Here is a 20,075-nt window from a genome sequence, read left to right on the forward strand (position 1 = left end):
GGCGCGGCATCCGTCGCGGCATCAGGCCTCGGGATCGCGGCCGCGGTCGCGCCGGCGGCTCCGGGGCTCGTCGAGGCCGACGTGCACGCGAGTGCGCTTGCGCTCGATCACGATGAACAGGCTGCCGATCAACCAGAGCGGCACCTGGGTGAGGAACGCCCAGCGGAACGCGTCGAGCGTGTACCGGTCCGGGGTCCCGGCGCCCTGGGCGTCCATCGCGATGCCGATGAGCAGGATCGCGAGCAGCGCCGCGAGGAAGCCGCCCACGTTCGTGATGCCGGTGGCGGTGCTCAGCCGATGCCTCGGGTTGAACGTGCGCGCGTGGTCGAAGCCGATCATCGACGCCGGGCCGCCGGCGCTCATCGCGAACACCAGCCCGAACAGCAGCCAGAGCGGAGCCGGCCCCGGCCAGAGGATGACGACCAGCCACGCGACCGCCTGGACGCCGATGAGCGGCAGCACGAGCAGTCGCGACCGGCGCGTCGGATGCCGGCTCGAGAGGGCCCCGATGACCGGGCCCACGAGGATGCCGAACACGACGTACACCGTGAACAGCAGCGACGCCATGCCCGTCGTGAGGCCCTGCCCGACGGTGAGGAACGGGAACCCCCAGAGCAGCACGAACGCGGTGCCCGAGAACGGCGTGGTGAAGTGCGACCAGAACGCCAGTCGCGTGCCCGGATGCGCCCAGGACTCGCGGAACCCCAGCCGCAGGTCGGCCGAGGAGCGCACGACGTGCACGGCGCCGGTCGCGGTGTCGACCGAGACGTCCCCGACGCGGCCCGGGGGCCGGTTGCGGATGACGGCGAAGGTGAGCACCGTGAACAGCACGCCCAGCCCCGACAGTGACCCGAACGCGACGCTCCAGCTCGTCGCGTGCAGCAGCGCGGCGAGCGGCAGCACCGCGAGGATCTGCCCGGACTGCCCGATGAGGCCCGTCAACTGCACGAGGAGCGGCGCCTGCCGTTCGGGGAACCACACGGCGATCACGCGCAGCACGCTCGGGAACACGGCGGCGTCGCCCGCGCCGAGCAGCATCCGCGCGAAGATCGCCCAGCCCACGTCGGGCGCGAAGGCGAGCAGCAGCTGGCCGACGGCCATCAGCGCCATGCCCGCGGTGATGACCGGTCGTGCCCCGAAGCGGTCGAGCAGCAGGCCGACGGGGATCTGCATGCCGCCGTACACCGCGAGCTGGATCACCGCGAACATCGAGAGCGTCGACGCGTCGGCATCGAAGCGGACGGCGGTGTCGACCCCGACGGCGGCGAGCGAGGTGCGGTTCGTGACCGAGAGCACGTACGCCGCGACCCCGACGCCCCACACCAGCCAGAGCCGCCACGGAGGGGCTACGGGGAGGGGGGTCGGGGTCGTCACTGCCCTTCGAGGCTACCCGTGTCGCTCGTCTCGATCGGCTCCGCGGTGACGGCGGGCTCGCCGAACTCGGCGTCGACGTCGTAGGCGGCCTGCTCGAACTGCGAGTTGTAGAGCCGGTAGTAGGCGCCCTTGGCGGCGATGAGCTCGTCGTGGGTGCCCTGCTCGACGATGTCGCCGTGCTCCATCACGAGGATGAGGTCGGCGTCGCGGATGGTCGACAGCCGGTGCGCGATGACGAACGAGGTGCGCCCTTGCCGCAGCGCCGCCATGGCGTGCTGCACCAGCAGCTCGGTGCGGGTGTCGACCGACGAGGTCGCCTCGTCGAGGATCAGCACGCTCGGCTGCGCCACGAACGCCCGCGCGATGGTGATGAGCTGCTTCTCGCCTGCCGAGACGTTCGACGCCTCCTCGTCGAGCACGGTGTCGTACCCGTCGGGCAGCGAGTGCACGAACCGGTCGACGTACGTCGCCCTGGCGGCGGCGAGGATCTCGTCGTCGGTGGCCGACTCGCGCCCGTACCGGATGTTCTCGCGGATCGACCCGCCGAACAGCCACGGGTCCTGCAGCACCATGCCGGTGCGCGCGCGCACGTCGCGGCGCGTGAGCTCGGAGATGTCCTGGCCGTCGATGAGGATGCGCCCGCCGTCGAGCTCGTAGAAGCGCATGACCAGGTTCACCAGGGTGGTCTTGCCGGCCCCGGTGGGGCCCACGATCGCGACCGTCTGCCCGGGCTCGACGCGGAACGACAGGTCGCGGATCAGCGGGCGATCCGGCGAGTACGAGAACGAGACGTGCTCGAACTCGATCACGCCGTGACCGTCGGGCGGGGTCGGGGCGTCCGCCGCATCGGGGGACTGCTCGTCGGCGTCGAGCAGCTCGAACACGCGCTCGGCCGAGGCGGTGCCCGACTGGACCACCGCGGCCATGCCGCCGAGCTGCGACAGCGGCTGCGTGAACTGCTGCGAGTACTGGATGAACGCCTGCACGTCGCCGAGCCGCAGCTGGCCGCCGGCCACCATGATGCCGCCGAGCACGGCGATGCCGACGTAGGTGAGGTTGCCGACGAACATCATGCCGGGCATGATCACGCCCGCGAGGAACTGGGCCTTGAAGGCGGCGTCGTAGAGCTCCTCGTTCTCGGCGCGGAACCGCTCGCTCGCGTCCTGCTCGCGGCCGAACACCTTCACGAGCGCGTGCCCCGAGAACGACTCCTCGACGCGCGCGTTCAGCCGACCGACCTTCTTCCACTGGATGCCGAAGGCGGCCTGGGACTTGGGCCCGATGACGCCGAAGATGACCGCCATCAGCGGCAGCGCCACGAGCGCGACGAGCGAGAGCTGCCACGAGATCGAGAACATCATCACGAGCACGCCGATGACGGTGAGGATGCTCGTCAGCGCGCTCGAGAGCGACTGCTGCATCGTCTGGGTGATGTTGTCGATGTCGTTCGTCACGCGCGAGATCAGCTCGCCGCGCTGCGTGCGGTCGAAGTAGCTGAGCGGGAGGCGGTGGATCTTCGCCTCGACCTGCTCGCGAAGGCCGTACATCGCCCGGACCATGATCACGTTGATCACGTACCCCTGGATCCAGGAGAGGATCGACGCGAACACGTACAGCAGCAGCACGACGATCACGACCTGGCTGAGCCGGACGAAGTCGATGCCCTCGCCGGGCGTCAGCGTCGCGGCGGAGACCACGTTGGCCAGGTCCTCCTGGCCCGCGGCCCGCAGCTGGTCGACCACCTGCTGCTGGGTGACCCCCGACGGCAGCTGCAGCGAGATGAAGCCCTCGAAGATGATGTTCGTCGCCTCGCCGAGCACGCGCGGGGCGATGACCGTGAGCACGACGCCGATCGCCCCGAGCAGCGAGACGAACGCGAACGACCACTTCCACGGCGCCAGCAGGCCGATCATGCGTCGGAAGCTGCGACCGAAGTCCTGGGCCTTGCCCGGCGCGACCGAGTTCCAGGTGCCCGAGTTGATCCGGGCCTCCTCGGCGAGCTGCTGCTCCTCGAGCTCTTCCGCGGTCAGCTCGCGCCCGTTGACGTCGGCGCTCATGCCTGGGCCTCCACGCCGAGCTGCGACTCCACGATCTCGCGGTACGTCTGGCAGGTCGAGAGGAGCTCGTCGTGCCGGCCCACCCCGACGACCCGGCCGTCGTCGAGCACGACGATGCGGTCGGCGTCGGTGATCGTCGACACCCGCTGGGCGACGACGATCTTCGTCACCTCCGGCAGCTCTCGCCAGAGTGCCTGCCTCAGGCGCGCGTCGGTGGTCAGGTCGAGGGCGGAGAAGGAGTCGTCGAACACCAGGATCGACGGTCGGTGCACGATCGCCCGCGCGATGGCGAGCCGCTGCCGCTGTCCTCCGGAGACGTTGGTGCCGCCCTGGGAGATGCGCGCCGCGAGGCCGCCCTCCATCTCGGCGACGAAGTCGCGGCCCTGCGCGATCTCGAGCGCGTGCCAGAGCTCGGCGTCGGTGGCCTCCTCGCGCCCGAAGCGCAGGTTGTAGGCCACCGATCCGGCGAAGAGGAAGGGGCGCTGCGGCACGAGGCCGATGGTCTTCCACAGCGCGTCGAGGTCGGCCTCGCGCACGTCGACGCCGTTGACGAGCACGGCGCCGCCCGTGACGTCGAACAGCCGCGGGATGAGCGAGACGAGCGTGGTCTTGCCCGCGCCGGTCGAGCCGACGATCGCCACGGTCTCGCCGGGCTCGGCGCGGAATCCCACGCCCTCGAGCACCGCGTGCTCGGCGCCGGGGTACTGGAAGGCGACATCGCGGAACTCGACCGTGCCCGGGGTCGGGAACGACCCGACCGGCCGGTCGGGTCGGGCGAGGGTCGACTCGCTCGCCAGCACGCCGCCGATCCGCTCGGCCGAGACCGCGGCGCGCGGGATCATGATGGTCGTGAAGGCGGCCATGAGGACGCCGCCGAGGATGATGCCGACGTACTGGATGAACGCGAACAGCGTGCCCACCTCGACCTGGCCGGCGTCGACCTCGACCGCGCCGAACCAGATGACGCCGACGACGGTGACGTTCAGCACGAGCATGAACAGCGGGAACAGCGTGATGAACAGCGTGCCCACGCGCCGGCCGACGTCCATGATGTCGTGGTTCGCGCCCTCGAAGCGCTGCTCCTCGATGGGCTCGCGGACGAACGCCCGCACCACCCGGATGCCGGTGAGTTGCTCGCGCAGCACCCGGTTCACCGTGTCGAGGCGCACCTGGAAGGTGCGGAACAGCGGCACCATCCGGCTGATGACGATGCCCGCGACGACGAGGATCGTGAGCACGGCCGCCCAGATGAGCCAGCTCAGCCCGACGTCCTGCTGCAGCGCCATCACGATGCCGCCGATCGCCATGAGCGGGGCGCTGACGAGCATGGTGCCGCCGGTCATCGCCAGCATCTGCACCTGCTGCACGTCGTTCGTGTTGCGCGTGATCAGCGAGCCGGGGCCGAAGTGCGACACCTCGCGCTCGGAGAACCCGCTGACCTTGTCGAAGACGTCGTTGCGGAGGTCGCGCCCGACCCGCATCGCGGCCTTCGCGGCGAAGTAGGTGGCGATCACGGCCGCGATGATCTGCCCGAGCGAGATCGCGAGCATCAGGCCGCCCGCGCTCCAGATGTAGCCGGTGTCGCCCTTGGCGACGCCCTCGTCGATGATGTCGGCGTTGAGGGTGGGCAGCGAGAGGGTGGCGAACACGGAGGCGAGCTGGAACACCAGGACGCCGACGAGGAGCCAGCGGTAGGGCATCAGGTAGCGGAACAGGAGACGGCCGAGCACGAGCAGAGCCAATCACCCGCGTCCGACATCGGCAAGTGCGGGCCCTGCGCCCTCAGCGAACGACCCGCAGCGGGACGCGCCGGACATGACGATGGGGCGCGCACCCCCGCGGTACGCGCCCCATCCGCTTCATGCGCGGTCAGGAACGGAAGGCGTCCTTCACGTTCTCGCCGGCCTGCTTCAGGTTGGCCTTGGCCTGGTCGTTGCGACCCTCGGCCTCGAGGCGCTCGTTGTCGGTCGCCTTGCCGGCGGCCTCCTTGACCTCGCCCGAGAGTTCCTCGGCCTTGTTGCCGATCTTGTCCTCCGTGCCCATGGGGCCCCCCTTTCGATCGGGTCCGCCGCACCGTGGGGTGCGGCTCGCCAGCAACGGTAGGCGCCCGTCGCGCCGCGGCGACAGCCCTTGCCAGCCGCGGGGCGCTCTGCTACCGACCGACCGGGATGCGCCGGGGATGTCGAGGACGCGGGTGTCGGCCTCGACATACTGGTGGGAGCGCATCCGCCTCCCGACGCCGCGAAGCAAGGAGCGAAGCCATGAAGTACCTGATCCTCATCCAGTCCAACCCCGAATGGCGCGCCGCGTTCGCGTCGTTCACGCCTGAGCAGCAGGCCGAGGGCATGGCCCTGTACACCCGCGTCTTCGACGAGCTGCAGGAGTCGGGCGAGCTCGTCGACGCGGAGCAGCTCGCGGGCCCCGAGACCGTGCGCGCCGTGACGGTGGGCGAGCACGGCCCCGTCGCCACCGACGCGCCGCTGGCCGAGACGAAGGAGTTCCTCGGCGGCTACTACCTCGTCGACGTCGAGTCGTTCGACCGGGCGGTCGAGATCGCCGCGCGCTTCCCCGAGGCGGCGCAGGGCATGATCCGCATCCACCCGGTGATGACCGCCGACGCCCCGGCGGACACCTCGGCGGCCTGATGGCCGAGGGGCCGGGGGCGCGACCACGCGACATCGAGCGGATGCTGCGCGAGGCCGCGCCCTCGGCCCTCGCCGTGCTCGCCCGACGGACGGGCGACTTCGACGCGAGCGAGGACGCGATGCAGGAGGCCCTGGTCGCGGCATCCGTGCAGTGGGCGCGCGACGGCGCGCCGGAGCAGCCGCGGGCGTGGCTGGTCTCGGTCGCCCACCGGCGCTACGTCGAGGCCGTGCGGCGGGACGCCGCGCGACGGGCCCGGGAGCACCGCGACGCCCTGCTGGACCCCGACCCCTCCGGCTCGGCGGCATCCGGTCGCGACGACTCGCTCGCGCTGTTCGTGCTGTGCTGCCACCCTGCGCTGCGGCGGCCGGCGCAGCTCGCGCTGACCCTGCGCGCGGTCGGCGGGCTCACCACCGCCGAGATCGCGCGCGGACTGCTCGTGCCCGAGGCGACCGTCGCGCAGCGCATCTCGCGCGCGAAGGCGCGCATCCGCGCCGAGGGGGCGACGTTCCGGATGCCGCGGCCCGAGGAGCTGCCCGACCGCGTCGGCGCGGTCTGCCAGGTGCTGCACCTCATGTACACCGAGGGCCACACGGCCAGCGCGGGGGAGTCGCTCGCGCGCGCCGACCTGTCGGCCGAGGCGATCCGCCTGACCCGGATGCTGCGGGTCGCGACGCCCGCCGGCGCGCGGTGGCGCGGCGAGGTGGACGGGCTCCTCGCGCTGATGCTCCTCACCGAGTCGCGCCGGCCCGCGCGCCTGCGGGCCGATCCGCCCGGTGCGCCGCCCGCGCTGGTGCCCCTCGACGAGCAGGACCGGTCCCGATGGGACCGGGCGCTCATCGACGAGGGGACCGCGCTCGTCGACGCGGCGCTCGCCGCATCCGCTCCGGGGCCGTACCAGTTGCAGGCGGCAATCGCCGCGCTGCACGCCGAGGCGCCCTCGACCGAGGCGACCGACTGGGAGCAGGTGCTCGCGCTGTACGAGCTGCTGCGCCTGACGGGCCCCGGGCCGATGGTCGAGCTCGGCTGGGTCGTCGCCGTCGCGATGGTGCACGGGCCGGACGCCGCGCTCCGCGAACTCGAGGCGGTCGCCCTCGAACCCGCCCTGGCCGGGCACTTCCGCGTGCACGCCGTGCGGGCCCACCTGCTCGCGCGGGCCGGGCGCACCGCCGAGGCGCGAGGCGAGTTCTCACGTGCCGCCGGGCTCGCGCTGAACGCGACCGAGCGCCGCTACCTCGAGGCGAAGGCCGTCACGGGCTGAGCACGGCCGGGCAGCGGCTCAGCGGCGCTGCTCCGGGCGCGCGGGGGCGACGATCGTCGACGGACGGCCGTCGGCGTCGCGGTCCGCGCCGCTCCCGAGCACCTGGCACCGCGACAGCCCGTGCCGAGACCATAGGGCGGCCGTCCAGGCGCAGATCGCGGCGTCGAGGAGGTCCTCGCGGTGCTTGTACTCGCGGTCGGCCTGCGGCGAGGGCTCCTCGACCAGCGAGGCCGTCACCGGATGCGACCGCAGGTCGAGCGGCGGGTCGGCGTCGGCGAGCCGCGACATCCGCTCGATGAGGTCGTCGCACTCGCGCGCCCGGAAGGCGCGCCGCTCGCCGGTCGGCAGCGCCGGGTTCGGCCGCTTGTACCGGGGGCGCTCGAGGTCGTAGCCCAGTTCGGCGGCGCCGACGAGCGTCGCGTAGGGATAGCACTCGAACGCCGAGATCCGGTCGGGTTCCGGCGTTTCGAGTCCGCTCACGACCGCGAAGGACGCGACGGATGCCTCGAGCCGCCGTCGCAGCGCGACGCCCGCGAGCCACGGCGTGCCCAGGTTCGTCGGGTTCGCGGCGACCTTCCAGCGCCCGTACCGCTGCCCGACCTCGCGCTCGGCGTCGCGGATGCCGGTCTCGTTCGTCACGACGAGCGGCGCGTCGATCGCGACGACGTCGCCCGGCGACATCCGCTCGACGAGCCACCCGGCGACCTCGTCGACGCCGCGCGCCCACCCCGCGTCGAGCACGCGGCCGTCCGCCGCCAGGTGCACGAGCCCCGTCTCGTTCGGCGCGCGCGACGGCGTCCCCTCGCCCCAGGCGAGGTCGACGCCGAGGTAGGCCCCCATGCCGGCATCCGCCGCGCGTCAGCGCCCGGACGCAGCCCGCTTCGCCTCGCGGCCCGCGTCGCGCTCCGCGTCGGCCTCGGCGGCCTCCTCGGGCGTCGGCGCGGTCCCGCCGAGGTGCCGCGGCTGCCACCACTGGCCCGCGCCGTCGACGGGGTAGTCGCCCTGCAGGCGTTCGACCATGCCCTGCATGATCCCCCGCAGGTGCTCGGTCGCGATCCGCGGATCCTCCTCGGGCCCGACGGTGATCGGCGCCCCGAACGCGAACGCGACGGGCACGCCGAAGCGTTCGGCGAAGCGGATGCGCCGGCGCTTGGTCATGAGCCGGTGCCCGCCCCACACGGCGACGGGGATCACGGGCACGCCCGCCTCGGCGGCCAGCCGGACGGCGCCGGTCTTGAAGTCGCGCACGGTGAACGACGCGCTCACCCCGGCCTCGGGGAAGACGCCGACGAGCTCGCCGCGCCGCAGCGCATCGACCGCGGCGGAGTAGGCGGCCGCTCCGGCCTTCATGTCGACGGGGATGTGCTTCATGCCGCGCATCACCCCGCCGAGCACGGGCTTCTCGAACACCGACTGCTTGGCCATGAAGCGGATGCGGCGCCGTGCGGTGAGCCACGTCACCCACTCGACGAGGGCGAACTCCCAGTACCCGAAGTGCGTCATCGCGATCACCGCGCCGCCGGCGGCGGGCAGGTGCTCCGTCCCGGTCGCGATGCGCCGGAGTCGGAGGGCGCCGAAGAGGCCGCGGCCGGCGGCGATGGCGGAGTCGTACAGGGGCTCGCGGGTGCTCATTCCCCGAGCGTAGGGCCGATCGCTGGGGCGCAGCCGTGCGGACTGCGCCCCGGCGCGGCGGTCCTGCCTCCCGCCGTGCGGATCAGGTGCGGGTGAGTTCGCGCGAACGCCCGAAGACCGGCTCCGCCTCGGCGAGCTCCTCGTCGGTGGCGACGCGGAACGCGCCGGCGGGGGTGGCCTCGACCTCGTGCCGGCCCTGGCCTCGCGTCGCGATGAGCGAGGCGGTGATCGACACCGTGATGATGCCCGCCACGACCGCGAGGGACACGGGGGTGGGGATGTAGAACACGTCGAGCAGGGCCATCTTGACGCCCACCCAGACGAGCACGAGCGCGAGGCCGAGCTTGAGGTAGGTGAAGCGGTGGATGAGGTCGGCGAGCAGGAAGTACATGGCCCGCAGGCCGAGGATCGCGAACGCGTTGGCGGTGAACACCAGGAACGGCTCGGTCGTGACCGCGAAGATCGCGGGGATCGAGTCGACCGCGAAGATCACGTCGGTGACCTCGACGAGCACGAGCACCGCGAGCAGGGGCGTCGCGACGATCACCCCGGCACGTCGGATGAGGAACTTCTGCCCGTAGTACGCGTCGGTCGTCGGCACGAACCGGCGGAAGATCCTCAGCGTGCGCGACCGCTCGGGGTGCACGTGGTCGTCGCGGGTGAGCAGCATCCGGATGCCGGTGATGATCAGGAACGCGGCGAACACGTACAGCACCCACGAGAAGTTCTCGATGAGGGCGGCGCCGGCGGCGATGAACAGGCCTCGGAGCACGAGCGCGCCGAGTACCCCGAGGAAGAGCACGCGGTGCTGGTACTCGCGCGGGACGGCGAACGAGGCGAAGATGATCGCCCACACGAAGACGTTGTCGACGGCCAGCGACTTCTCGATGAGGTATCCGGCGAAGTACTGCTGGCCGTACTCGGCGCCCCACGAGTTCCAGACGACGATGCCGAACGTGATGCCCGTGAGCACCCACACGATCGACCAGCCGAGCGCCTCGCGCACGCCGATGACGTGCGCTCGCCGGTGGGCGAACAGATCGATGGCGAGCATCGCGACGATCGCGGCGAGCACCGCGAACCACGCGTACAGGGGAACGTCCATGGGATCCTCCAGTTGTCAGGTGTGGCAACCGGAGGTCTCGTCCGAGCCTCGCACCCCGACCGGAGCCGGGCCGTGCGGCCCGGATGCGCCGGGACCCGATGGCGGGTCCGGAATGACGACGCATCCTGCGGGGACTACTCCCCTCCAGGACCCATGAAAACACATGAAGCAGGATTCATGCATCCTGGAACCCCATCCCGGGTCCGACCTCACAGCGAGCTCGAAGGTGCGGGCGGGCGCATGGCGCGGGCCGCGCCTCCACGGCGCAAGGGGTCGACTGCCGGCGCCGGGAGATGGTGCACTGCCGGAATGAGGTTCGAACTGCACGCCGACGACTCCGCAGCCGCTGACACCGACACCGCACCCCTCCCGCTCGGCGCCGACCGCGAGCGCGCGGAGGCGTGGCTCGCCGGACTCGGGGAGCCCCGTCCGTTCCGGCGCGGCCCGGACTCGCCGCCCGGCCTGTGCACGAACCGGGAGTCGGGTCTCGCCGTCTTCCTCGAACTGGATGCCGACGGCGTGCTGCGTGCGATCGAGTTCGGCCGCCCGGACGACCCGACCGACGTGGTCACGGTCGCCGGGGTGGACGTGTTCGCCGGCGACGCCGAGGAGGTGATGGCACGCCTCGGCGAGAGGACCCGGGTCCGCGAGGAGGAGGGCGGCCGCACCGCGGTGGTCGACGCCTGGACCGTCGCGCTGTGGCGACCGACCCTTCCGGAGGTCCCGGACGATCAGGAGGGCCGCCGATTCGAGAGCGCCCTGGTCGGCGTCGAGGCGTACTTCGACGACGTACCGGAGGCGTCCGCGTAGGGCAGTCGGTCGCGCCGGTGGCCGCGCGCGTCAGAGCGGTCGCGTGAAGGCGACCCGGTGCTCGCCCGGGCCGTCGTAGTCGCGCCAGGCGAGCACGCCTTCGATCTCCATGTCGCCCGTGAGCTCGAACCCCAGGGCGCGGTGGAACCGCTGCGAGCCGACGTTGCCGGGTCCCGTGATCGCGTCGACGCGGCGGCATCCGCTCGCCCGCACCGCGGCGAAGAACCGCTCGTAGAGCGAGCGCGCCAGGCCCGAGGAACGGAGGTCCGGCCGGACGCCGACGAAGTGGATGTACGCGACCTCCGGCTGCGACGACGAGCGGAACCCGATGAGGAAGCCGGCGAGCTCGCCGCGGTCGTCCTCGACGATCGTCGACGTGTCCGCGAAGTGCTGGAAGAACAGCCGCGGCAGCAGCAGGCCGAGGTTCGCGGTGCCCGGAAGGTCCCACCACGACGGGATGACGCCCACGACGCGCGCGTGATCGGCTGCCTCGGGGAGGCGGAAGCCCAGCCCCGGGTGAGCGGGGTCGGCGACGAGGCTCGGGCGCGTCGGGTCGGTCACGGCACGATCATGGCCGACGGATGCCACGCGCGCACGCGTTGCGGGATCTTCGAGCTCGGTTGTCTACCCTTGTTCGCGATGACCTCCCCCGCGCACGCCCCGGCGCGGCCCGCCCCCACCACCCGACGCACGGTCGGGTTCGCCGTGGGCGTGGCCGCGGTGCTCGCGCTGCTCTCGGTGCGCCTGTTCGCGCCGGCCGAGACGGGCGAGGCGCTCTCCGACGGGGTGCGCGACGGCATCACGCTCGCGATCAGCGTCGTGATCGAGTCGCTGCCGTTCGTGTTCCTCGGCATCGTGCTCTCGATCGCCGTGCAGCTGTTCCTGCCGGCCGACTTCCTCATGCGCCGCCTGCCGCGGACGCCGTGGCTGCGGCGCGCGATCGTGTCGCTGTTCGGCGTGCTGTTGCCGGTCTGCGAGTGCGGCAACGTGCCCCTCGCGCGCGGACTGATGCTGCGCGGACTGTCGGTGGGGGAGTCGATGACCTTCCTCCTGGCCGCGCCGATCCTGAACCCCGTCACCATCGTCGTGACCTACCAGGCGTTCGGCTGGGAGGACGGGATCCTCGCCTGGCGCATCATCGGCGGGTTCCTCGTCGCGAACCTCATCGGGTGGCTGTTCAGCCGGCATCCCGACCCGATGCGGCTGCTGACGCCGGGCTTCCGGGCGACGTGTGCGCACGCCGCCGACGAGGCGTCCGCCCACGGGGCCACGGGTGGCAGCGGGAACGCCCTCGCGAAGGCACGTCAGGCGGTCCGCATGTTCGCCGACGAGACCTCGGCGATGCTCCCGGCCCTCATGGTCGGCTCGGCGATCGCCGGGGCGATCCAGATCGCCGTGTCGCGCGACGTGCTCACGGCCGTCGGCCAGGACGCAGTCTGGTCGGTCGTCGCCCTCATGCTGCTCGCGTTCGTCATCTCGATCTGCTCGAACGTCGACGCGTTCTTCGCGCTCGCGTTCAGCTCGACCTTCCTCCCGGGCGCGATCATCGCGTTCCTCGTGTTCGGCCCGATGATCGACATCAAGATGCTCGCGCTCATGCGAACCACGTTCACTGCCCGGACGCTCGTGCAGGTCACCGCGGTCGTGGCGCTCGCGTCGGCCGCGATCGGGCTGGGGGTGAACGCGTTTGCGTGAGTTCCTGCGCCGCTGGCAGGGCGTGATCCTCGCCGCGATCGGCGTTGTCGCGACCCTGTGGCTCGCCGCCACGAACCGGCTCGGCTTCTACATCCACCCGAGGTACTTCGTCTTCACCGTCGTCATGTCGGTGATCGCCGTCGTCTTCGTCGTGGGCGCGTTCGCCGTGGTGCCGCTGCTGCGGCGACGGGCGACGGATGCCACGGAGCCGGGGCCCGACGGCGAGCCGCTCGTCCTCGACCCCCACGACGACCACGACGACCACGGTCACGACCATCACGGCCACGGCGACGACGAGCCGGCGACCGGCCCCGCGGCATCCGCTCGTCGTCGTCTCGCCACCGCGGCCGGGGTCGCCATCCTCGTGGGCACCGCGCTGGCGCTGCTCGTCCTGCCGCCGGCCACGCTGACGACCGCGACCGCCGAGAACCGCGAGCTCAACGCCGCCGCGGTCGGACCCGACTCGGCTGCGCCCGACCTCGTCGGCGGAGACACGTCGTCGTTCACGGTGAAGGACTGGGCGCTGATCCTGCGCCAGGACCCTGACCCGGCCGATTTCCCCGATGCCATCGAGGTGACCGGGTTCGTGCTCCCGTCGCCCGACGACGAGGACGTCTTCTACGTCGCCCGGTTCACGGTCACCTGCTGCGCCGTCGACGCGCAGCCGGTCGGCGTGCCCGTGCACCTGCCCGGCTGGCAGGACCGCTTCGCGGCCGACGACTGGGTCACCGCGAACGGCCGCCTCGGCGACGACCCCGCCGGCGGTTCGTCGCCGGTGCTCCTGCCCGACACGGTCGAGCCGACCGAGCAGCCGGAGCAGCCGTATGTCTTCTGACGCCGTGGCGTCGCCCGATCCGTCGACCCGCTTCACGCGACTGGTCGTCGCGATCGTCGCGACGCTCGCAGTGCTCGTGGTCGCCCTCGGCGCCGCGAACGCGGTGCGCGGTCCCCGCGTGCTCGATACGGTCGCCGCGGTCGACGACGCCGTCCGGCTCGCCGGGACGGCCATCGAGTTCCGCCTCAACCAGCCGATCGCCGACCTCGGAGACGGTGCCGTCGCGGTCGAGCCGTCGGCACGAGCGACGGTGTCGGTCGATGACCGGACCGTGCGCGTCGAGTTCGCCGCACCGCTCCGGCCCTCGCAGGACTACGTCGTCGAGGTCGCCGGCGTGCGCGCGACGGGAGGCGGACCCGAGTCGACGCTCCGGCACGCGTTCCGTACCGCCGACGAGAGCCTGCACGTGCTGCAGCGCCGGGGGACCGAGGGCGACGACACGGTCGTCCGCGCCGACACCGGCGGCGGCGAGCCGCAGGCGGTGCTCGCGCTGCCGCGCATCGTGTCGTTCGCCGAGGCGGCCGGGGTGGTGGCGGCGATCGAACTGCTCGACGACGGCACGAACGCGCTGCGCATCGCGGGGGCTGGTCAGGACACCGAACCCGCACGCCTCGCGCTGCCGGAGGAAGGCGACCTCCGAGATCTGCAGGGCTCCACGACGCATCCGCTCCTGGGCTTCCTGCAGGACTCGGGAGACGGTTCCGGCACCCTCCACCTGCTCGACGTCGCCGACGGGGCGACGGCGTCGCCCGAGCCCGTGCTCGCGCTCGATGGGACGCCGATGCGAGTCGCCGAGTACGTGTTCGTGCCCGGATCGGCGGCGGCGGTGGTCCGCGACGTCGATGGGGCGATGTTCCTCGTCGACGCGACCGGCGCACGTCCGCCGAGCCCGCTCGGCTCGCACACCGAGTTGCGGGGCGTCCTCCCGGGCGCCAGCATCGTGGTGGTGGCCGATCCCGACCGCGGGTCGACCATCGACCTCGCCACCGGTGAGACCGGGACGCTCGAGCTCCCGCCCGCCGACCTCCCCGACGGGGCGTATCCGGGGCGCGTGTCCGCCCTCGACGCCGACGGCACGCACCTGCTGAACGTGCTGATCTTCGGCGGCGACGGCGGGCAGGCGTCGCTGGTCGCGCGAGCGGATGCCACGGGCACCGCGATCCTCCACGCCCCGCCGGAGGGCACGTCGGTGCTCGACCACTGCGTGTCGCCGGGCGCATCCCTCGTCGCGGTCGAGACCGGCGCCGCCGGAGCGCCAGGTGACGGGTACGAGCAGGATCCGTGGATTGCCGACACCCTCACGACGCTCGTCGAGGTCGAGACGGGCCGCGTCCTGCTGAGCCTCCCGGGCGGGCTCACCGACTGGTGTCGCTGAGCCCGAGCCGTCCGCGTCAGCCGAGGAGCGCGACCGCGAGCGCGGCCGTCGCCACGAGGAGCGCCGCCGCCGCGGTGATGGTCCCGCCGTTCGCGAGTGCGGCGCCGGCGCGGGCGACGCGTATGCCGTCGGGCGGGGGAACGGGCACGGTGGTGTGGTCGGACGGGGCGCTCGCGAGGCGCACCGTGCGCTGCAGCGCCTCCGAGTGCGCGGCGGACCGGGCGGTGGTGTGCGGCGTCCATCCGGAGCCATCCCAGTAACGCAGGAGCGCGGCATCCGTCTCGTCGGGGTGCCAGCCCGCCGCGCGCACGCTTGCGGTCACGGGCCTTCCGACCGCCGGGCGCGGATGGCGCGGACCGTCAGCTGGACGGCGGCGGCGGTGAGGAGCGCCGCGAAGAGCCACGCGGCGACCGTCGGCGGCAGCAGGAAGGCGAGCGCGACGCCGGGCAGTGCCGCGACCGTCGCGGCGATCCCGACGATGAGGCCCTCGCGGGCGGACAGCAGGCGGCCGCGAAGGTTGGCGACGGTCCCGGAGATCGAGGTCGGGATCATGGCCGCGAGCGACGTGCCCTTGGCGAGGAGGTCTCCCATGCCGAACACCGCGATGAACGACGGCACCATGATCAGCCCGCCGCCGATGCCGAACAGGCCCGCGGCGATGCCGACCAGGAAGCCGATCCCGACGTACGCGGCGCCGACGCCGAGGTCGAGCTCCGCGGGCGCCGACGCCCGCTCGGGCGGGGCGATCACGAGGCGCACGGCGACCAGCACGAGCAGCGCGATGAATCCCCATCGCAGCCAACCCAGCGGGAGCCGTCGGAGCAGGTGCGAGCCGATCCAGGATCCGGCGATCCCGCCGGCGGCGACGAGGCCCGCCGCGGCCAGGTCCACCTCGCCGTTGGCGAAGTACGCGATCGAGCCGACGACGGCGGTCGGCACGATCGCGCCGAGGGACGTGGCCGCCGCCCGGCGCTGGTCCATGCCCGCGAGCACGATCAGCAGCGGCACCATCAGGATGCCGCCGCCGACGCCGAACGCCCCGGAGAGCAGTCCGCCGAGCACGCCGACGATCGCGAGTCGTACGGTGGCGGCCGGGCGCGGGCCGGGCGCGGGCTGGTCGGCGGGCTGGTCGGACATCCGTCCAACCTTATCGACGCCCTGACGGCCGGCCATGGGCAGCCGTGCCCGAGACGTTACGACGACGTATTGCGGACCCACAGGGAGGATGGACTAGCCTGAAGGTTCCTCCAACTTGCGGGCGCCCGCCCGTGTCACGACTGATTGCCCGGAGGCGGCACGATCCGCAGGCATGACCCGAGACCGAGGGATCGCAGCCGGAACGGCGCAGCACCCTCGGACATCGTTCGTCGGCATCCGTCGACGGACTGCGGACGGCCGCCTGGCCGAACGTGACGGGCCGAACCGTTCGGCCCGGTTCGAAGCAAGGGAATACACAGCATGGCAACCGGAACCGTCAAGTGGTTCAACGCCGAGAAGGGCTTCGGCTTCATCGCCCCCTCCGACGGCAGCGCCGACGTCTTCGCGCACTTCAGCGCCATCGCGGGCAGCGGCTACCGCTCGCTCGACGAGGGCCAGAACGTGGAGTTCGAGGTCGTCCAGGGCCAGAAGGGCCCGCAGGCCGAGAACATCCGCGCGATCTGAGCGCACGACGCGCATCGCGCGTCACCCCCCGAACGCCGGGCCGGACTCACGTCCGCCCGGCGTTCGCCGTTCCGCCTCGCCCGTCCGCTGGGTGGCACGGGCGCGCCGGCGCGCGAAACGGGCCCCTCGCCGCCGGAGCGGTGGGGGCCCGTTTCACGCGAGGCGACCGTGCGGCGTCAGCCGACGAGAGCGAGCGGCGGCTCGGTGACCTCGGTGTCGATGTGCATGCCTCCGGCCGAGTTGGCCGCGGCGACGAGGCGCTCGAGCCATTCGCGCTCCAGCGGCCCGCTCTCCTCGGAGTCGAAGACGAAGCGGAGCGGGATGGCCGGCTCGACCCAGACGGTCTCGGCGGCGTGGCCCATCGTCGCGTGCCCGCGGAGCGTCAGCGCGAACGGCTCCCGGCGACGCAGCTTGGCGAAGATCGCCGCGCGCAGGTGGCGGAGCGTGCGATCGTCGATGACGTAGTTGTGGCCGTCGAATCCGTAGACCAGTCGTCCCATCGTGTCCCCTCGATCGAGGACGGGACTGTTCGTCCCGTCGTGCTGTTCGGTGATGCGAGCCTAGCGTTTTACTAGATCGTCTAATGAAAATTTGTGGCGGACGTTCCGATTTCGGATGCTCGCGCTGAGCGCGGCGGCGATCCGCGCTTCGGATCAGGCCGATTCGGACGCGCCGCCGTCCTCGTCGACGCCCTCGTCGACGTCCTCCGCCGGGGCGGTCGGAGCAGGCGCCTCCGGCCGTCCGATGTCGATCATCCACTGCACGCCGTAGCGGTCCACGACCATCCCGAAGATGTCGCCCCACGGGGTGTCCTCGAGGTCGAGCGTGACCTCGCCGTCCTCGATCAGCCGGTCCCAGTACTCGCGGAGCCGTTCCTCGTCCTCGGGCCCGCCGCTCAGCGAGATCGCGAAGTTCGTGCCCGCCTCGAAGGGCATCTCGTTCGGGGTGTCGGCACCCATGAGGTTCAGGTCGCCAGAGACGAGGTGCCCGTGCATGATCTTGTCGGCCTCCACGGGGTTCTCGTTCGCGTGGAAGTCCGCGAACGTGCTGAGCGTCAGGTCGCCCCCGAAGATCGACTGGTAGAACTCCATCGCCTCTCGGGCTTCGTCTCTGAAGCTGAGGTACGGGGTGAGCAGCACGGGCATGGGAGCCTCCAGGTCGGGCGGTCGCGACGGTCCGGCGCGATCCGGTGCTGAGATTCTGCACCGGGCGAGGCCGACGGCGCGAGTGGAGCACGCGCGGCCTTGACGGGTCGAGGTGCCCGGCGTATGTTATCAACCATATGGTTGAGCAACTGGGAGATTGAATAATGGATGCCGCAGCCGCCGACGAACGGCTCGACCGCGCCTTCATGGCGCTGGCCGACCCGGTGCGCCGCGGCATCGTCGCCAGGCTCAGCCGAGGGCCGGCGACCGTGACCCAGCTCTCCGAACCGTTCGACATCACCACGCAGGCGGTGTCGAAGCACATCCGGGTCCTCGAGTCCGCGGGGCTCGTCACCCGGAGCCGCGACGCGCAGCGTCGCCCCGTGCACCTCGACGCGGCCGCGCTCGAGACGCTCACCGAGTGGATCGACCGCTACCGCCTCATCCACGAGCAGCGATTCCGTCGACTCGACGCGCTGCTCGCCTCCGCCGACGGCGGCGACGCCGCGGCATCCGCCGGACAGGACTGACACCATGACCACCGAGACCACCAACCCGGTCACCATCGAGGCCCCCGAGGGCCTGCCCTACGTCGACATCGAGCGCGTCTTCGACGCGCCCGTCTCGGCCGTCTTCGACGCCCACCGCGACCCCGAGAAGGTCAGGCGGTGGCTCGGCCCGAACGGCTACGACATGCAGATCGAGCGCTGGGACTTCGGCCCGCAGGGCGGCTACCGCTACGTGCACGTCGACCCCGACGGCGGCCGCTGGGCCTTCAACGGCACCTTCCACTCGATCCGCGAGAACGAGTTCGCCGTGCAGACCTTCGAGTTCGAGGGCGCGCCCGACGTCGTCAGCATCGAGTCGATGACCTTCGAAGACCTGGGCGACGGCCGCACGCGCCTGCGCGGCCACGCCGTCTACCCGAGCCTCGAGGCGCGCGATGCCATGGTCGAGCACGGCATGGCCAAGGGCGTCACCGAAGGCTACGAGCGGCTCGACGCGCTGCTGGCCGGCTGAGCCGCGGCATCCGTAGACCGCCCCGAACCCCGCCGAGAGAGGAACGAGACCATGGACTGGACCCTCGAGGTCGTCATCGTCCCCGTCGCCGACATCGACCGCGCGATCGCGTTCTACCGCGACCGGGTCGGCTTCGCGCTCGATCACGACACGCGCGCCGACGAGCACCGGTTCGCGCAGCTCACGCCGCCGGGCTCCGGGTGCTCGATCGTGATCGGCACGCTGCCGGCGCAGAACGAGATGGCGCCGGGATCGCTGAAGGGCCTGCAGCTCGTGGTCGCCGACGCCGAGGCGGCGCGTGCGGAGCTCGTCGCGCGCGGCGTCGACGCGAGCCCGATCCGGGTCATCGACCCGCGCGACGGCGGCACGCTGTTCGGGTTCGCCGACCCGGACGGCAACACCTGGGCCGTGCAGCAGATCCGGGCGCGCGGCGAGCGGCCGCTCATCCCCGTCGCGGCGCGCGGTCGATTCGGCGACGAACAGGGTGCCGACGGCCCGACCGGATGACGCGGCGGGTCCGCGCACGTGCAGGCCACCGGTCCCGAATCGGACCGCGACGGATCGGCGGCCCCCGCGCGAGCATGGATGGATGGCCCCACCCGATGTCCTCCGCTACGCCGCCTTCACCACCGACCCCGACGGGGGCAACCCCGCCGGGATCGTGCTCGACGCCGCCGGTCTCGACGACGCGGCGATGCTCGCCGTCGCCGGCGAGGTCGGCTACGCCGAGACGGCGTTCGTGACCGGAGACGCGGGCGGGGTCCGGGGCATCCGCTACTTCTCACCGGTCGCCGAGGTGCCCTTCTGCGGGCATGCGACCGTCGCGACGGCCGTCGCGCTCGCCGAGCGCGAGGGGCCGGGCCGGATCCGGTTCGCGACCCCGGTCGGCGAGGTGGCCATGGAGACCACCGAGGTCGGCGGGCGCATCGTCGCCTCGTTCACGAGCGTCGAGCCCAGGGTCGAACCGATGCGGGCGGAGGTCCTCGCCGAGCTGCTCGACCTCGTCGCGCTCGGCGGCGATGCGCTCGACGAGCGCCACCCGCCGCGGATCGCCTTCGCCGGCAACCGGCACCCCGTCCTCACGGTCGCCGACGCCGCGGCGTTCGACGCCTTCGCCTTCGACCCGTCTCGCGCTCGCGCGCTCATGGACGAGCACGGCTGGCCCGCGACGATCACGGTGCTCCACCGCCTGCCCGACGCGACCGGCGGTGGCCTCCGCTTCGAGGCACGGAACATCTTCCCGGTCGGCTCGATCGTGGAGGACCCGGCGACGGGAGCCGCCGCGGCGGCGGTCGGCGGGTACCTGCGCGAACTCGGCGCCGTCGAGCCGCCCGCGCGCGTCGTGATCTCGCAGGGCCGTCACGTCGGGCGCCCGAGCGAGCTCGTCGTCGACATCCCGCCGGCCGGCGGCATCGTCGTGAGCGGGCCGGCCGTGCCGATCGGCTGAGCGTCGCCGCGCCT

23 protein-coding genes are annotated in these 20,075 nt (G+C 72.3%); 11 read left to right on the forward strand and 12 right to left on the reverse strand.

The features are described from left to right. Nucleotides 1–21: 21 nt before the first annotated feature. The 4 genes from ACUY4T_RS08245 to ACUY4T_RS08260 form a co-directional block, all read right to left on the reverse strand. The gene (locus ACUY4T_RS08245; protein ID WP_446018456.1) at nucleotides 22–1,374 is read right to left on the reverse strand and encodes an MFS transporter; all 1,353 of its coding nucleotides are present in this window, start codon (nucleotides 1,372–1,374) and stop codon (nucleotides 22–24) included. Next, nucleotides 1,371–3,431 (reverse strand): ABC transporter ATP-binding protein, encoded by a 2,061-nt coding sequence (locus tag ACUY4T_RS08250; RefSeq protein WP_446018457.1) that lies wholly within the window; start codon nucleotides 3,429–3,431, stop codon nucleotides 1,371–1,373. The genes ACUY4T_RS08245 and ACUY4T_RS08250 overlap by 4 nt, the downstream gene beginning before the upstream one ends. Then, complete coding sequence (locus ACUY4T_RS08255; RefSeq protein WP_446018686.1) at nucleotides 3,428–5,161, reverse strand: ABC transporter ATP-binding protein; 1,734 nt, start codon at nucleotides 5,159–5,161, stop codon at nucleotides 3,428–3,430. The genes ACUY4T_RS08250 and ACUY4T_RS08255 overlap by 4 nt, the downstream gene beginning before the upstream one ends. 139 nt (nucleotides 5,162–5,300) lie before the next feature. Then, nucleotides 5,301–5,474 (reverse strand): CsbD family protein, encoded by a 174-nt coding sequence (locus ACUY4T_RS08260; RefSeq protein WP_446018458.1) that lies wholly within the window; start codon nucleotides 5,472–5,474, stop codon nucleotides 5,301–5,303. 218 nt (nucleotides 5,475–5,692) lie between these two features. Between ACUY4T_RS08260 and ACUY4T_RS08265 the strand changes: the two genes are divergently transcribed. Together ACUY4T_RS08265 and ACUY4T_RS08270 are read left to right on the forward strand one after the other, a co-directional pair. Next, complete coding sequence (locus ACUY4T_RS08265) at nucleotides 5,693–6,076, forward strand: YciI family protein (RefSeq protein WP_446018459.1); 384 nt, start codon at nucleotides 5,693–5,695, stop codon at nucleotides 6,074–6,076. Further along, on the forward strand, nucleotides 6,076–7,335 hold the full coding sequence (locus ACUY4T_RS08270; RefSeq protein ID WP_446018460.1) for an RNA polymerase sigma factor: 1,260 nt from the start codon (nucleotides 6,076–6,078) through the stop codon (nucleotides 7,333–7,335). Before ACUY4T_RS08265 ends, ACUY4T_RS08270 begins: the two co-directional genes overlap by 1 nt. An 18-nt stretch (nucleotides 7,336–7,353) precedes the next feature. Here the strand turns inward: ACUY4T_RS08270 and ACUY4T_RS08275 are convergent, their stop codons facing one another. The 3 genes from ACUY4T_RS08275 to ACUY4T_RS08285 all read right to left on the reverse strand — a co-directional run bounded on the left by ACUY4T_RS08275 (nucleotide 7,354) and on the right by ACUY4T_RS08285 (nucleotide 10,072). Further along, the gene (locus ACUY4T_RS08275; RefSeq protein WP_446018461.1) at nucleotides 7,354–8,175 is read right to left on the reverse strand and encodes a DUF429 domain-containing protein; all 822 of its coding nucleotides are present in this window, start codon (nucleotides 8,173–8,175) and stop codon (nucleotides 7,354–7,356) included. Between the two features lie 18 nt (nucleotides 8,176–8,193). Then, nucleotides 8,194–8,967, reverse strand: coding sequence for a lysophospholipid acyltransferase family protein (locus ACUY4T_RS08280; RefSeq protein ID WP_446018462.1), 774 nt, complete (start codon nucleotides 8,965–8,967; stop codon nucleotides 8,194–8,196). An 82-nt stretch (nucleotides 8,968–9,049) separates the two neighbouring features. Further along, a complete protein-coding gene (locus ACUY4T_RS08285) occupies nucleotides 9,050–10,072 on the reverse strand; it encodes a TerC family protein (RefSeq protein ID WP_446018463.1) in 1,023 nt (340 codons plus the stop codon). Nucleotides 10,073–10,381: 309 nt separating this feature from the next. On the opposite strand from ACUY4T_RS08285, the gene ACUY4T_RS08290 reads away from it, so the two are divergent. Continuing rightward, entirely contained in the window at nucleotides 10,382–10,882 is a 501-nt protein-coding gene (locus ACUY4T_RS08290) for a hypothetical protein (protein WP_446018464.1), read from the forward strand. 30 nt (nucleotides 10,883–10,912) lie between these two features. Here ACUY4T_RS08290 and ACUY4T_RS08295 read toward each other — a convergent pair whose 3' ends face one another. Next, nucleotides 10,913–11,443 carry a GNAT family N-acetyltransferase gene (locus ACUY4T_RS08295; RefSeq protein ID WP_446018465.1) on the reverse strand — a complete coding sequence of 177 codons (531 nt, stop codon included), beginning with the start codon at nucleotides 11,441–11,443 and terminating at the stop codon, nucleotides 10,913–10,915. Nucleotides 11,444–11,521: 78 nt separating this feature from the next. Between ACUY4T_RS08295 and ACUY4T_RS08300 the strand changes: the two genes are divergently transcribed. The 3 genes from ACUY4T_RS08300 to ACUY4T_RS08310 are packed head-to-tail and all read left to right on the forward strand — an operon-like array spanning nucleotide 11,522 to nucleotide 14,787. Next, entirely contained in the window at nucleotides 11,522–12,577 is a 1,056-nt protein-coding gene (locus ACUY4T_RS08300) for a permease (RefSeq protein ID WP_446018466.1), read from the forward strand. Further along, nucleotides 12,570–13,412 carry a TIGR03943 family putative permease subunit gene (locus ACUY4T_RS08305; RefSeq protein ID WP_446018467.1) on the forward strand — a complete coding sequence of 281 codons (843 nt, stop codon included), beginning with the start codon at nucleotides 12,570–12,572 and terminating at the stop codon, nucleotides 13,410–13,412. The genes ACUY4T_RS08300 and ACUY4T_RS08305 overlap by 8 nt, the downstream gene beginning before the upstream one ends. Beyond that, nucleotides 13,402–14,787 carry a hypothetical protein gene (locus ACUY4T_RS08310; protein ID WP_446018468.1) on the forward strand — a complete coding sequence of 462 codons (1,386 nt, stop codon included), beginning with the start codon at nucleotides 13,402–13,404 and terminating at the stop codon, nucleotides 14,785–14,787. Before ACUY4T_RS08305 ends, ACUY4T_RS08310 begins: the two co-directional genes overlap by 11 nt. Nucleotides 14,788–14,803: 16 nt before the next feature. Here the strand turns inward: ACUY4T_RS08310 and ACUY4T_RS08315 are convergent, their stop codons facing one another. Both ACUY4T_RS08315 and ACUY4T_RS08320 read right to left on the reverse strand, forming a co-directional pair. Further along, nucleotides 14,804–15,109: a DUF2510 domain-containing protein gene (locus ACUY4T_RS08315; protein ID WP_446018469.1), complete on the reverse strand. Its 306-nt coding sequence runs from the start codon at nucleotides 15,107–15,109 to the stop codon at nucleotides 14,804–14,806. After that, nucleotides 15,106–15,924, reverse strand: coding sequence for a sulfite exporter TauE/SafE family protein (locus ACUY4T_RS08320; RefSeq protein WP_446018470.1), 819 nt, complete (start codon nucleotides 15,922–15,924; stop codon nucleotides 15,106–15,108). Before ACUY4T_RS08320 ends, ACUY4T_RS08315 begins: the two co-directional genes overlap by 4 nt. A gap of 321 nt (nucleotides 15,925–16,245) precedes the next feature. Between ACUY4T_RS08320 and cspE the strand changes: the two genes are divergently transcribed. Continuing rightward, nucleotides 16,246–16,449: a transcription antiterminator/RNA stability regulator CspE gene (cspE, locus tag ACUY4T_RS08325; protein WP_446018471.1), complete on the forward strand. Its 204-nt coding sequence runs from the start codon at nucleotides 16,246–16,248 to the stop codon at nucleotides 16,447–16,449. A 176-nt stretch (nucleotides 16,450–16,625) separates the two neighbouring features. On the opposite strand, the gene ACUY4T_RS08330 is transcribed toward cspE, so the two are convergent. Further along, nucleotides 16,626–16,949, reverse strand: coding sequence for a DUF7882 family protein (locus tag ACUY4T_RS08330; protein WP_446018472.1), 324 nt, complete (start codon nucleotides 16,947–16,949; stop codon nucleotides 16,626–16,628). Nucleotides 16,950–17,102: 153 nt separating this feature from the next. Further along, nucleotides 17,103–17,594 carry a VOC family protein gene (locus ACUY4T_RS08335; protein WP_446018473.1) on the reverse strand — a complete coding sequence of 164 codons (492 nt, stop codon included), beginning with the start codon at nucleotides 17,592–17,594 and terminating at the stop codon, nucleotides 17,103–17,105. Nucleotides 17,595–17,758: 164 nt separating this feature from the next. Between ACUY4T_RS08335 and ACUY4T_RS08340 the strand changes: the two genes are divergently transcribed. The 4 genes from ACUY4T_RS08340 (at nucleotide 17,759) to ACUY4T_RS08355 (ending at nucleotide 20,061) form a co-directional block, all read left to right on the forward strand. Continuing rightward, nucleotides 17,759–18,124 (forward strand): ArsR/SmtB family transcription factor, encoded by a 366-nt coding sequence (locus ACUY4T_RS08340; protein WP_446018474.1) that lies wholly within the window; start codon nucleotides 17,759–17,761, stop codon nucleotides 18,122–18,124. A 4-nt stretch (nucleotides 18,125–18,128) separates the two neighbouring features. Next, the gene (locus ACUY4T_RS08345) at nucleotides 18,129–18,614 is read left to right on the forward strand and encodes an SRPBCC family protein (RefSeq protein WP_446018475.1); all 486 of its coding nucleotides are present in this window, start codon (nucleotides 18,129–18,131) and stop codon (nucleotides 18,612–18,614) included. Between the two features lie 51 nt (nucleotides 18,615–18,665). Then, on the forward strand, nucleotides 18,666–19,121 hold the full coding sequence (locus tag ACUY4T_RS08350; RefSeq protein ID WP_446018476.1) for a VOC family protein: 456 nt from the start codon (nucleotides 18,666–18,668) through the stop codon (nucleotides 19,119–19,121). Nucleotides 19,122–19,203: 82 nt separating this feature from the next. Beyond that, entirely contained in the window at nucleotides 19,204–20,061 is an 858-nt protein-coding gene (locus ACUY4T_RS08355; RefSeq protein WP_446018477.1) for a PhzF family protein, read from the forward strand. The last annotated feature ends 14 nt before the right edge of the window (nucleotides 20,062–20,075 follow it).

This window comes from Agromyces arachidis (assembly GCF_052805135.1).

What these genes read in the sequence shown, in the direction of transcription:
- ACUY4T_RS08250 (WP_446018457.1), bottom strand. Translation starts at nt 3,431, where the DNA reads ATGAGCGCCGACGTCAACGGGCGCGAGCTGACCGCGGAAGAGCTCGAG.
- ACUY4T_RS08260 (WP_446018458.1), bottom strand. Translation starts at nt 5,474, where the DNA reads ATGGGCACGGAGGACAAGATCGGCAACAAGGCCGAGGAACTCTCGGGC.
- ACUY4T_RS08265 (WP_446018459.1), top strand. Translation starts at nt 5,693, where the DNA reads ATGAAGTACCTGATCCTCATCCAGTCCAACCCCGAATGGCGCGCCGCG.
- ACUY4T_RS08270 (WP_446018460.1), top strand. Translation starts at nt 6,076, where the DNA reads ATGGCCGAGGGGCCGGGGGCGCGACCACGCGACATCGAGCGGATGCTG.
- ACUY4T_RS08275 (WP_446018461.1), bottom strand. Translation starts at nt 8,175, where the DNA reads ATGGGGGCCTACCTCGGCGTCGACCTCGCCTGGGGCGAGGGGACGCCG.
- ACUY4T_RS08280 (WP_446018462.1), bottom strand. Translation starts at nt 8,967, where the DNA reads ATGAGCACCCGCGAGCCCCTGTACGACTCCGCCATCGCCGCCGGCCGC.
- ACUY4T_RS08285 (WP_446018463.1), bottom strand. Translation starts at nt 10,072, where the DNA reads ATGGACGTTCCCCTGTACGCGTGGTTCGCGGTGCTCGCCGCGATCGTC.
- ACUY4T_RS08290 (WP_446018464.1), top strand. Translation starts at nt 10,382, where the DNA reads ATGAGGTTCGAACTGCACGCCGACGACTCCGCAGCCGCTGACACCGAC.
- ACUY4T_RS08300 (WP_446018466.1), top strand. Translation starts at nt 11,522, where the DNA reads ATGACCTCCCCCGCGCACGCCCCGGCGCGGCCCGCCCCCACCACCCGA.
- ACUY4T_RS08310 (WP_446018468.1), top strand. Translation starts at nt 13,402, where the DNA reads ATGTCTTCTGACGCCGTGGCGTCGCCCGATCCGTCGACCCGCTTCACG.
- ACUY4T_RS08320 (WP_446018470.1), bottom strand. Translation starts at nt 15,924, where the DNA reads ATGTCCGACCAGCCCGCCGACCAGCCCGCGCCCGGCCCGCGCCCGGCC.
- cspE (WP_446018471.1), top strand. Translation starts at nt 16,246, where the DNA reads ATGGCAACCGGAACCGTCAAGTGGTTCAACGCCGAGAAGGGCTTCGGC.
- ACUY4T_RS08330 (WP_446018472.1), bottom strand. Translation starts at nt 16,949, where the DNA reads ATGGGACGACTGGTCTACGGATTCGACGGCCACAACTACGTCATCGAC.
- ACUY4T_RS08335 (WP_446018473.1), bottom strand. Translation starts at nt 17,594, where the DNA reads ATGCCCGTGCTGCTCACCCCGTACCTCAGCTTCAGAGACGAAGCCCGA.
- ACUY4T_RS08340 (WP_446018474.1), top strand. Translation starts at nt 17,759, where the DNA reads ATGGATGCCGCAGCCGCCGACGAACGGCTCGACCGCGCCTTCATGGCG.
- ACUY4T_RS08345 (WP_446018475.1), top strand. Translation starts at nt 18,129, where the DNA reads ATGACCACCGAGACCACCAACCCGGTCACCATCGAGGCCCCCGAGGGC.
- ACUY4T_RS08350 (WP_446018476.1), top strand. Translation starts at nt 18,666, where the DNA reads ATGGACTGGACCCTCGAGGTCGTCATCGTCCCCGTCGCCGACATCGAC.
- ACUY4T_RS08355 (WP_446018477.1), top strand. Translation starts at nt 19,204, where the DNA reads ATGGCCCCACCCGATGTCCTCCGCTACGCCGCCTTCACCACCGACCCC.